This is a genomic window from Frankia sp. CgJB1, assembly GCF_977947065.1.
Genome location: NZ_CDWTNB010000024.1, coordinates 22,581 through 34,379 on the forward strand (window position 1 = coordinate 22,581; position 11,799 = coordinate 34,379).

Consider the following 11,799-nt stretch of genomic DNA (forward strand, 5'->3'; position numbering starts at 1 on the left):
CACAGAAGTGAACGACGGTGTCCGGAACCGCCGGGGATTCCCGGACGCGGTTCGGCCCTCGGTGTGTTGACCTGGGAGAACCGGGAGAATCCGTACGGAGGGGTGTTCTGTGCCCGACCCAGCGCCATTGACGATCCGGCCGTCACGCCCGGTTACCCACGCAGAGAAATGATCCCGATGTTGCCCGTATATGACCGGACTTCTACTCACTCCCGGTAATTCCCACGGAAGCTGAGATGCGTCCCCGTCGTCGCCTGGACTGCGTTCAGATCAAGGTGAACCTTACCGGGCCGTGGATATCCGCCGCGCGTGACGCTCTGGCGCTCACCGCCGAGCTGGGCATCGGCCGTCGGGTCTACTTCTGCGCGGACCCGGCTGGAACGGCGGAACGCGGCGGAATAGCGCTGCTCAACGAGGGAATCATCCTGCGGCTGCGGCAGTACGGTGCCGGACACGGTGATGCGACGGTCAGGCTCCGGCCAGCCCGGCGATCCCGGCTCAGTCCGGAATGGCTCGGCCTGCGCCCCGACCGCGTCGCGGTGTTCCGGATGGAGGCGGACTGGACGGGGGAACGCAGGGTTCCCGCGGCCTCGCTGACCGCACACCCGGAAGCACGCCGGGTGACCGACGTCCTCGTCGGCGCGACGTCGCCGCGGGAACTGTTCTCACCCCGCCAGCGCCGGTTCCTTCGCGAGTACGCGGACCGCCCCATCGACCTGGACAGCCTGTCCGTACTGGGCCCACTCGACGGTGTCCGCTGGAACACCCCGGTTCCGATCCCGGTGGCGGGTTTTCCCGTGGCGGCCGAGAGATGGCGGCTCGCCCCCGGTCCCGGCGACCGCGGGCTCGATCTGCTGGAATTGTCCATCCGGGTTGAGCCGGATGGTGCCCAGATCGCCTTCGAGGCCGCCCTGCGCCGCCTCGGGCTCGACATCGAGGAGGACGAGGAGACGAAGACCCGGCGCGCCCTGGCTCTGCTGACCGCAAGACCCTGATAGCGCGAGGTGGCCCCGGCGGAGATCCTCCGCCGGGGCCACCGTCAAACAATCGGATCCGATGTCCTCGTGAGGAGCCGGACCCGATCAGGGGGAGACGATGAACGAGGGGCTGATCGCGACCGTGGTGTTGACGAACCGTCCCGACGCCACCTTGAGCGCGGCGATGACGTCAAGGGCGTCCCCATCCTCCGCAGCATTCGCGAATCAGGGTGCGGAGATTGGCACCGTCAACGGCTTGTTGAAGGCCTTCCTCGGGTCCCCCGGCTTGACCGGAATCTTGCCGATCACGTTTCCGGTGGCCACGACAACGAACCGGCTCAGGTTGCGAACAGAAACACTGAGCGTGTATTCGGCGCCACCGAAGTCAATCAGGCTCTCCCCGATCTCGACGTCGGCGATGACATCGAAGGCCTTGTCATCCGCGATGACATCAATGGTGTTGTTGGTACCACTGTCGACGGCGTAGACCGACTTGACGGTGGCGTCCCACTGTCCGGGCATGACGGTGTTCCTCCCCAACTGATACCGCTGACGGCGTGTCGCTTTTCAGTCTGGGAAACGGGAACGGGGACGCGCGTCAGGGAGATCCCTAAAAAAGCTGACTACCGTGCCCGGGACGGGGAGGGTTCAGTGGCTCTCGGCGGTGGTGGCGGGAGCGGCCGGACTCGGCCCGGCGGACGGGCCGGGGTCGCCGTACCAGACCGTCCGGCGGATGTGATCGACGTAGCTGACGATGATGTGCAGCACCCGGCGGGAGACGTCGTCGACGTCGTAGTCGGCGACGACCCGGGGGCGGCGGTCGCTCTCCGCCTCCCGGACGACGAGCTCGACCGCGTCGAGGATCCGGTCGGGGCGCAGCACGCTGGAGACGCCCACGCCGCGGTCCATGCCCTCCGGGCGCTCGTGGGCCTCCCGGATCAGCACCGCAGGGAAACCGACGAGGGACGCCTCCTCGGTGAGCGTGGCGCTGTCGGACAGCACGCACAGCGCGGACCGCTGCAGGGCGAGGTAGTCACAGAATCCGAACGGCCGGCAGAAGCGCACCCGCTCGTCGATGAGCGGGAAGTGTCCGGAGCGGCGCAGCGCCGAGAGCCGCTCGCGGGTCCGCGGGTGGGTCGAAACGATCACCGGCAGCCGGTAGCGGGCCACCAGCCGGTTGAGGGTGTCCAGCAGCGCCGACAACGTCTCGGGGCGGTCGACGTTCTCCTCCCGATGGGCGCTGACGAGCAGGTACCGGCCGGCCTGCACCCCGAGGGTGGCGAGCACCGACGAGGTGTCGATGAGCGGCGCGTAGTGGGTGAGCACCTCCTTCACCGGCGATCCGACGACGAAGACCCGCTGCGCGGGCAGTCCCTCGGCGAGCAGGTGACGGCGGGCATGTTCGGTCAGGGCGAGATGCACGTCGCTGAGGTGATCGACGACCCTACGGTTGATCTCCTCGGGAACCCGCTGGTCGAAGCTGCGGTTCCCGGCCTCGAGATGGAACACCCCGATGCGCCGGCGCTTCGCCGGGATCGCGGCGAGGCAGGTGTTCGTGTCGCCGTAGAGCAGCACGGCGTCAGGCTCCTCGGCGGCGAGCACCGGGTCCACCCGGGCGATGATCCTGCTGATCGTCTCCGCGGGCGTGGCTCCGGCGGCCTCCAACATGTGGTCCGGTCGGCGGATGCCGAGCTCCTCGAAGAAGATTCCGCTCAGTTCGTGGTCGTAGTTCTGGCCCGAATGGACCAGACACAGGTCGACCGCCTGGTCGAGGGCGGCGATCACCCGGCTAAGCTTGATCACCTCCGGCCGGGTGCCGACGATGACCATGACCCGCAGGCGCCGCCCGCGCGGTCCGGCGGCGTCGTCCGCGGCCGGCCCCGCCCGGGCCACGGCCGGCTGGGGGCGGCGTGGCCAGGGCCCGCTGGGCTGGGGGACGATCGGGGTGACCCACTCACCGGGGATTCCCGACGGAACCGTCGGTACCGAGGGCCCACTCTGTTCCGGGGTGCCACGCGGCATTCGGACTTCCCCCTACCGCAACGGATGGTGACGATCGGACGGCACGGCCGTCCGTGTTCACCCAGCAAGCTTATCACTCTTGGTAGTACGTAAATTACCCAGCACGCCGACCAGGGCGAGGGAGGAGCGCACGAGGCGCGACAGGCGACAGGCGGGCCGGCGGGCGGGGCCGGCGGGAGCGAACCCGCCGGCCCCGGATCATCGGCCGTGGGCTACAACAGCGAGCGCAGAACATACAGCAGGATCCCGCCGTGGCGGTAGTACTCCGCCTCGCCGGGGGTGTCGATCCGCACGACCGCCTCGAAGGTCTTGTCGCCGGCACGTACCGTGAGGGACGGGGTCCTCTCGCCCACCTCGGCGAGGCCCGTGATGGTGAACGTCTCCTCCCCGGTCAGGCCGAGCGACTCCACCGACTCGCCGACGGGGAACTGCAGCGGCAGCACGCCCATGCCGATCAGGTTCGACCGGTGGATGCGCTCGTAGGACTCGGCGATGACCGCCCGCACGCCGAGCAGCGCGGTGCCCTTCGCCGCCCAGTCCCGGGAGGATCCCGAGCCGTACTCCTTACCGGCCAGGATCACCAGCGGCACACCCTCGGCGGCGTATTTCTGCGCGGCGTCGTAGATGGCCAACTGCTCGCCGTCGGGCAGGTGCCGGGTGACCCCACCCTCGGTGCCCGGCGCCAGCCGGTTGCGCAACCGGATGTTGGCGAACGTGCCACGGATCATCACCTCGTGGTTGCCGCGCCGCGACCCGTAGGAGTTGAAGTCGGCGGGCGCGACCCCGTGCTCGGTAAGGTAGCGGCCGGCAGGCGAGTCCTTCTTAATCGAGCCAGCCGGGGAGATGTGGTCGGTGGTGACCGAGTCGCCGAGCACCGCCAGCACCCGGGCGTCGATGATGTCAGTCCGGGCCTCCGGCTTCGCCGCCATCCCCTCGAAGTACGGAGGGTGCCGGACGTAGGTGGAGTCGGGCGCCCAGGCGAACGTCCGCGACGCCTCCCCCCCATCACCGACCGGCAGCGAGCGCCAGCGCTCGTCACCGGACAGGTCGGCGTAGTCGGACTCGTACATCTCGGACTGGATGGCGTCGCCGACGACCGCGGCGACCTCGGCCTCGCTCGGCCAGATGTCACGCAGGTAGACGGGCTCCCCGCCGGTGCCGGTGCCCAGCGGGTCGGTGTCGAGGTTGATGTCCATCGTGCCGGCCAGCGCGTAGGCGACCACCAGCGGCGGGGACGCCAGGTAGTTCATCTTGATGTCGGGGTTGATCCGGCCCTCGAAGTTGCGGTTACCCGACAGCACGCTGACCACCGCCAGGTCCGCGTCGTTCACCGCGGCACTGATCTCCTCCGGCAGCGGCCCGGAGTTACCGATGCAGGTGGTGCAGCCGAACCCGACCAGGTTGAAGCCGACCTTGTCCAGGTAGGGCACGAGCCCCGCCCGCTCGTAGTAGTCCATGACCACCTTCGAGCCCGGCGCGAGGGTGGTCTTCACCCACGGCTTGCGGGTGAGCCCCTTCTCAACGGCGTTGCGGGCCAGCAGGGCCGCGCCGACCATGACCTGCGGGTTGGACGTGTTGGTGCAGGAGGTGATGGCCGCGACGGCGACGGCGCCGTGGTCGATCTCGACGCTCGTGCCGTCGGCGAGGGTGACCGCCGTCGGGTTGGACGAGCGGGCGGCGACGTCCCCGGCCACGGCGTTCACCGAGATCGGGGCGTCGGAGGGCTTGTCGGCGAATGCGGCCGCCGAGTCGGAGGCCGGGAAGGACTCGGCATCCGCCTCGTCCGCGCCACCGTTCGTGAGCACCAGGGGCTGGGCGTAGTCGACCAACGCCGCCCGGAAGGCCTGCTTCGCGCTCGCCAGCGGCACCCGATCCTGCGGGCGCTTGGGCCCGGCAAGCGACGGCTCGACGGTGGACAGGTCCAGCTCGAGGGTGGTCGTGTAAGCGGCCTCGCGGCTCGGGTCGTGCCAGAGGCCCTGCTCCTTGGCGTACGCCTCGACCAACGCCACCAGCTCCGCGCGACGGCCGGTGAGCCTGAGGTAGTTCAGCGTCTCCGCGTCGATCGGGAAGATCGCGCAGGTGGAGCCGTACTCGGGGCTCATGTTGCCGATGGTCGCCCGGTTCGCCAGCGGGACGTTCGTCACGCCGTCGCCGTAGAACTCGACGAACCGGCCGACGACGCCGTGCCGACGCAGCATCTCGGTGATGACGAGCACCATGTCGGTCGCGGTGGTGCCCGTCGGCAGCTCGCCGGTCAGCTTGAAGCCCACCACAGTGGGGATGAGCATGCTCACCGGCTGGCCGAGCATGGCGGCCTCGGCCTCGATGCCTCCGACGCCCCAGCCGAGCACACCGAGACCGTTGATCATCGTGGTGTGGCTGTCCGTGCCGACGAGGGTGTCGGGGTAGGCCAGCGTCCCGTCGGCCGTCTGCTTCGTGAAGACGACCCGGGCGAGGTGCTCCAGGTTGACCTGGTGCACGATGCCGGTGTTCGGCGGGACGACGGTGAAGTTGTCGAACGCCTCCTGACCCCAGCGCAGGAACTGGTAACGCTCCCGGTTGCGGCCGAACTCCAGCGCCGCGTTGAGCTCGAACGCGTCCGGCCGACCGAAGTGGTCAGCGATGATCGAGTGGTCGATCACGAGCTCGGCGGGGGCCAACGGATTGATCTTCAACGGGTCGCCGCCGAGGGCGGCCATCGCCTCCCGCATGGCGGCAAGGTCCACCACGCACGGCACGCCGGTGAAGTCCTGCATGATGACGCGGGCGGGCGTGAACTGGATCTCCTGGCTGGGGGCGGCCGAGGGATCCCAGTTCGCCAGCGCCCGGACGTGGTCCGCGGTGATGTTCGCGCCGTCCTCGGTACGCAGAAGGTTCTCCAACAGCACCTTGAGGCTGTAGGGGAGTCGATCGGCCCCGGGCACCGCGTCCAGCCGCCTGATCGTGTAGGTGCGATCACCCACCACGAGCGATCCGGTACTGCCGAAGGTGTCCATCGTTCTCCTTCTCGTCGCCCACCGCCCGCCACCCGCGAGCGGCGGGGCTCGCTCCCATGGCCCCGCCCGGCTGGCCGCACCGTGGTGACGCCGGACCCACGGTCCCGGGTGGGCACGCATCCGGCGTCTGCCTGCCTCGGCCAGCTCCGTCCCATCCTGGCATTCCGGCGCGTCTCGCACCGCGCCCGCGGCGCTGTGACCCCGCCGACCCTCCGGGTCGGCGGGAACCGCCGGGGCCTCCCGAACAAGGTCGCCACAGCCGACTCCGGCAATTATTTAACACTGCTAACAGCATCGGAGGCTGCCGGCAGTCCCTGCCCACAACGGCGGAATGTTCGGCGAAAATCATCCCACCTGCGGGTGAACTCATTCTTCCGGTACCCGGGTGCATCCCGGCACACTCCGGCCCGGGCCGGAGCACGCGTGCCACGACCGCGCGCCGCGCACGGCCTCGTGCAGGGCAGCGACGACGTCCTGGCTCAACGACCGGCGATCCAGCAGCTTCTCGGCCCGTGCCCGCGCGGCGAAGCCGCGGTCGCGCGCGGCGGGTGCCCGCCGGCCGGCCGCGGCGTCGGTGAGACACTCCGCCACCGCCACCGCGTCGCCGGGTGCCACCAGCCAGCCGGTCTCGTCGTCCACCAGCTCGCTGATCGCCCCGACCCGCGTCGCCACGGTCGGTACCCCGCAGGCCGACGCCACCCCGACGGCGCCGTAGTCCTCCACCCGGGAGGGCACCACGTTCACATCGGCGACGGCGTAGTACGGCCGCACGTCGCGGACACCGTGCACCCAGCGCACCGCCGCCGCGCCGGGAAGCGCCCCGGCCCAGGCCCGGACCCGCTCGCGGTAACGGGCCGCGGCCTCGTTCCGCCGGCCGGCGACATCCTCTCCGTCCTCGGGAACCCCGCCCTCGGGAGCCCCGTCGACGAGGATCAGGGTGCCGCGGCCGCCCAGCTCGACGAACCGCGACCAGGCCGCCAGCAGTACCTCGTGGCCCGCCACCCCCCGGCCCGGATGGACAAGACGACCGGGCGGGTGGAAGCGCGCCACCTGCACCGCCACGAACCCGTCCTCGGGCAGACCAAGATCCGTCCGGGCCGCCCGGCGCTCCCGGTCGTCTGCCGGCGTGAACCGGTCCAGATCCACGCCGTAGGACACGGTGCGCAGGCGGCGCACCGGCTGGCCGAGCGCGGCGTAGCGGCGCCGGACGTCGGAGGTCGGCGCGATCAGCAGGTGATCGAGCCGGCAGAGCACCCGCTCGACCGGCCGGATCAGCGGGTGGTCCAAGTGCAGAGGGTTCGCGACCATGTACACGCGGGTGATCGTGGTGCCCACGGTGGCGAGGCGGGCGGCCACCGCCGAGGCGTAGTGGTGGTAGTGGACGACGTCCGCCCCGAGCGCGGCCAGCTCCGCCCGCAGCCGGAGAATCCTGCCGGCCTGACGGCGGATCGTCGCTCCCCGGCGCGGCACGGGGCTCGCGACGACCTCCACGCCGCCCGCGGTCAACTCCCGGGCCAGCGGACTGTCGACGTGGTCGGGCGGGGGCATCAGAACGATGACGTGGTCCCCACTCTCCTGTTCGGCGACGGCGTGCGCAACGGGCCACCGCGGGCCATCCCCCGCCTCTAGCAAGGTGACGATCTTCATCGTGGGCGGTCCTCTCTGGTCGTGGCCGGGCGGTGGCGGTACCCGGGCGGGCGGGGACGCCGACTACGACCACACCGCCGCGATGTCGCGTTGCCAGTGCTCCATCGTGAACGGGGACCGGCGCAGCAGACGCATCGCCTCCCGGCGCTGATCAATGGTCGGGGGAACGGCGGTGAGCATCTCGGCGGTGCCGGCCCAGACCGCGTCGGAGATGCGCAGCGGCAGGATCGTCACGCCGGGGAGCAGCCGGGCGATCTCGTCGACCCCGGGCAGGTCCGCGGAGAGCACGGGCGTCCCGACCGCACAGGCCTCGAGCACGATGCCGGGCAGGCCCTCGTGACGGGAGGTGACCAGCAGCAGCGAGGCCGCGACCAGCAGGCGCGGGATCTCGAGCACCTCGCCAGTGAACTCGACGTGGTCAGCGACGCCGCACCGGGACGCCAGCGCGACCAGCCGGGCCGTCTCGGCGGCATCCTGACGACCCACGAAGAGGAGCCGGGCGTTCACGGACCGCCCCCGCAGCGCCGCGAGGATCTCCACGGCCCGGTCCCGGTTCTTCGCCGAATCCGGGCAGGCGACGTGGACGACGGTGACAAGCTCCTGATCGTCCTCGGCGAGTTCCTCCGCGCGGCGGCGGGCCGCGATGGCGACGCCGACCGGTTCCAGCTCGACGCCGTGGTAAATAACGCGGCAACGAGGGTCGAGCCGCCAGTTCTCCCGCCACAGACCCCGCATCACCGCCTCGCTCACTGCGACCAGATGGGTGGCGAACCGGTCGAGCAGCAACCGGCCGACGACCCGCCGCACCCGGCCGCCCAGGCTGTCGCCGTGCCGGTCCGGGGCATCGGCGAGGTAAGCGACGCGGCGCCGAACCCCCCCGAGCCGGGCCAGCGCGAGGATCACCCCGGAGAGGATCGTCACGTCCGCCTGCACCACCTCCGCCTGCACCACGTCCGGGCGTACCTGGCGCAACAGCCCCAGCAAGGACCATGGAAAGCGCCAGTCGGCCCGGCAGTGGTACACCTCGCCGCCGAACGCCCGGATCTCACCGTCGAACGCCCCTGCCGCGCCGGACGTCACCGCGAACAACAGCCGGAACTCGTCCTGGTCGAGGCGGCGGAGCAGGTTCACGGCCCCCAGCTGGATACCGGAGCGCTCCGTCCGGTTCAGCACCTTCAGCACCGTTATCGGGCCCCGGCGCCTGCGCCCGCTTGGCCGGTGATGGAACCACGCGTCGGTGGCGACGACCCGCATGGCATCCGCCCCCTCCGCCCGCACCCTCTCGATGATGATAATTTTCAGTTATCATTCAACTACATAAAGATACGGGAAGATGTGGGGCGCCGCGAGGGTGCGAAGGCGTCAGAGGGTGGGGAGGGCGTCACAGGGGTTCCACGGCAAACGCGAGCTCGTCGTGCCGCGCAACCTGCGCCGGTATCACCGGGTGTCCCCCGCCGGCTGCCACCGGCCGGCGGCCCCGGTCGTGCGTGGGCAGCCAGTGCCGGGTGTCGAGGACCGCACGGGCATGCCGTGCTACCTGGTCACGGTCGAAGGCGTCGTGGTCGACCAGGAGCACCACCAGATCCGCGGTCGCGAGCTCCCCCGCACCCACCTCTACCAGGGTCACCCGGGGCAGCAGCCGGGCCGCGTCGACGTGCGGGTCCGCCGCCCGCACGTGGGCACCGAGGTCAGCGAGCAGGGTGGCGACCCGCGTCGCGGGCGACTCGCGCGCATCCCCGGTGTTCTTCTTGTAGGCAAGTCCCAGCAGCAGGATGCGGCTGCCCGCGACCGACCGTCGCCGGGCGTTGAGCATCTCGGTGACCCGCCGCACCACGTGGTCGGGCATGTGGTCGTTGATGTCGTTGGCGAGCTCGACGAATCGGAAGCTGCGGCCGAGGCTGCGGCGCACCCGCCAGGACAGGTACGACGGGTCGATGGGCAGGCAGTGGCCGCCGACCCCCGGGCCGGGAGTGAACCGCAGGTACCCGAACGGCTTGGTGGACGCCGCGTCGATCGCCTCCCACACGTCGACGCCGAGTTCGTGCGCGAACATCGCCAGTTCGTTCACCAGCGCGATGTTGACATGCCGGAAGGTGTTCTCCAGCAGCTTGGTGAGTTCGGCGGTCCGGGTCGAGCCGACCGGAACCGTCCGCTCGACCACGGTGTCGTAGAAGGCGCTCACGGCCGCCAGGGAGTCCTCATGCACCCCGGAGATGATCTTGGGGGTGTTCACCAGGTTCCACACCCGGTTACCCGGATCGATCCGCTCCGGCGAGTAGCCGAGATGGAAGTCGATACCGGGGTGCAGACCGGAACCCTCGGTGAGCAGCGGGGCGAACAGCTCCTCGGTCGTCCCCGGATAGGTCGTCGACTCCAGGATCACGGTCACGCCCGGCCGGACCAGCGGCGCGAGGCTGTGCGCCGCGCCCACGATGTAGGACAGGTCGGGAGCCCCCTCCCGCAACGGGGTGGGGACGGTGACCACCGCGACGTCGAACCCCGCGGCGCGGGCGTAGTCCGACGTCGGCTCGTACCGGCCCGACTCCAACGCCGCCGCGAGCTGCCTGTCGGGGATGTCCTCGACGTAGGACCGCGCGGCGGCCAGCTGGGCGACACGGCTCGCGTCCACGTCCACCCCGACGACCCGCCAACCCACATCGACCGCCCGCATCGCGAGCGGGAGACCGACGTATCCCTGCCCGACGATCACCAGTTTCTTCGAAGTCATACACATAGTGTGTCAGATTGTTTACATAGAGAGGGGCAGGTGGCTCACTGTGTCCCGAGCCGGCGGACGGATCTCCGGATCCGGTGCGCCCGGACGGCCCGGTTCCGGCGGGGGTGCGACCACCCGGGCCAGAATTCGCGCGATGCGGCGGGCGGCGTGGCCGTCCCACAGGGCCGGACGCCGGGGCGTAGGCGACCGCTCCAGGGTGTCGAACGCGGCCGTGACCACCACCCGCCGGTCCCGACCCACCACCCGGTTGGTACCCTCGGTAACAGTCAATGGACGTTCCGTCGAGTCGCGGAGCGTCAGGCACGGTACTCCCAGCACGGTGGACTCCTCCTGCACGCCGCCGGAATCGGTGAGCACGAGACGCGCCCCGGCCTGCAACGCCAGGGAGTCGAGATATCCCACGGGCCCGAGTAGCCGAATCCCCGGGGGGAGCATCCCGGCCAGCCGCGCCGCCGTACGGGGATGCGCCGGGAAGACCAGCGGGCACCGCACCGCGATCTCCCCGAGCGCCCCGAGCAGCCCGGCGAGCACGTCCGGATCGTCGACGTTGGCGGGCCGGTGCATGGTCACCAGGCCGTACCCGCCCGGGTGCAGGCCGAGCTCGGTCAGCGTCGGCCGGCCCAGCGCCTCATCCCGGCACGCCAGGAGGGTGTCCACCATGACGTTGCCGACGAGATGGACCGCCCGGGGGGGCAGGCCCTCCCGGTACAGATGCTCCACCGCGTCCGGTGAGGTCGCGAACAGCTGGTCGCACACGTGGTCGGTGACAATGCGGTTGATCTCCTCGGGCATGGACCGGTCACCGCTGCGCAGTCCCGCCTCCACATGGGCGACGAGCACGCCCGCCTTCGCCGCGACGAGCGCACAGGCCAGAGTTGAGTTGACATCGCCGACCACGACGACGATCTCCGGGACGAGCCGGTCGAGCAACGGCTCGAACGACGTCATGACCGCGGCCGTCTGCACGGCGTGGGAGCCCGATCCCGCCGCGAGGTGATGGTCAGGGGGACGCAGCCCGAGATCGGCGAAGAACACCTCGCTCATCGCCTCGTCATAGTGCTGACCGGTGTGCACGAGCGTGGTCCGGAAACCCTCCGCGTCGAGGGCGTCCAGAATCGGCTTGATCTTGATGAAGTTCGGTCGCGCCCCGGCCACGACCACCGCGTGCGGCCTCGGCACGAGCACGGGCTCGGCGAGCGTCGGGACCGGTGCGGGGCGGCGGCGCGTGGCCGCGAGCGGGGCCCGCGGCGAGGGCGGGCCATCCACCGGTACACCGGCGACGGGCTCACCACCCGCCGATACGCCGGTCACGAGCGGACCCCGGAACGATCCGATCCGCCGCGCGGCTGGTCGACGACGGTAGGCCCGGCGGGACGGGCCGCTCCCGCCCGCCCGGTGGGGGCCGCGAGCCCGTCGCGCG

At 70.7% G+C, this 11,799-nt stretch carries 8 protein-coding genes; 1 reads left to right on the forward strand and 7 read right to left on the reverse strand.

Translation table 11 applies throughout. The annotated features are described in order from the left end of the window. Positions 1–236: 236 nt before the first annotated feature. Positions 237–995 (forward strand): hypothetical protein, encoded by a 759-nt coding sequence (locus AC08OT_RS04980; RefSeq protein ID WP_476591679.1) that lies wholly within the window; start codon positions 237–239, stop codon positions 993–995. A gap of 207 nt (positions 996–1,202) precedes the next feature. Here AC08OT_RS04980 and AC08OT_RS04985 read toward each other — a convergent pair whose 3' ends face one another. The 7 genes from AC08OT_RS04985 to wecB (AC08OT_RS05015) all read right to left on the reverse strand — a co-directional run bounded on the left by AC08OT_RS04985 (position 1,203) and on the right by wecB (AC08OT_RS05015) (position 11,564). After that, positions 1,203–1,499, reverse strand: a complete 297-nt coding sequence (locus AC08OT_RS04985; RefSeq protein WP_476591680.1) for a hypothetical protein — start codon at positions 1,497–1,499, stop codon at positions 1,203–1,205. 126 nt (positions 1,500–1,625) lie between these two features. Then, entirely contained in the window at positions 1,626–2,999 is a 1,374-nt protein-coding gene (wecB, locus tag AC08OT_RS04990; protein ID WP_476591681.1) for a non-hydrolyzing UDP-N-acetylglucosamine 2-epimerase, read from the reverse strand. 212 nt (positions 3,000–3,211) lie between these two features. Continuing rightward, the gene (acnA, locus tag AC08OT_RS04995; protein ID WP_476591682.1) at positions 3,212–5,995 is read right to left on the reverse strand and encodes an aconitate hydratase AcnA; all 2,784 of its coding nucleotides are present in this window, start codon (positions 5,993–5,995) and stop codon (positions 3,212–3,214) included. A 366-nt stretch (positions 5,996–6,361) separates the two neighbouring features. After that, positions 6,362–7,642 carry a glycosyltransferase gene (locus AC08OT_RS05000; protein ID WP_476591683.1) on the reverse strand — a complete coding sequence of 427 codons (1,281 nt, stop codon included), beginning with the start codon at positions 7,640–7,642 and terminating at the stop codon, positions 6,362–6,364. Between the two features lie 63 nt (positions 7,643–7,705). Beyond that, positions 7,706–8,824, reverse strand: a complete 1,119-nt coding sequence (locus AC08OT_RS05005; RefSeq protein ID WP_476602568.1) for a glycosyltransferase — start codon at positions 8,822–8,824, stop codon at positions 7,706–7,708. Between the two features lie 199 nt (positions 8,825–9,023). Continuing rightward, complete coding sequence (locus tag AC08OT_RS05010) at positions 9,024–10,370, reverse strand: nucleotide sugar dehydrogenase (RefSeq protein WP_476594756.1); 1,347 nt, start codon at positions 10,368–10,370, stop codon at positions 9,024–9,026. Between the two features lie 21 nt (positions 10,371–10,391). Beyond that, on the reverse strand, positions 10,392–11,564 hold the full coding sequence (wecB, locus tag AC08OT_RS05015) for a non-hydrolyzing UDP-N-acetylglucosamine 2-epimerase (RefSeq protein ID WP_476594757.1): 1,173 nt from the start codon (positions 11,562–11,564) through the stop codon (positions 10,392–10,394). Positions 11,565–11,799: the final 235 nt, after the last annotated feature.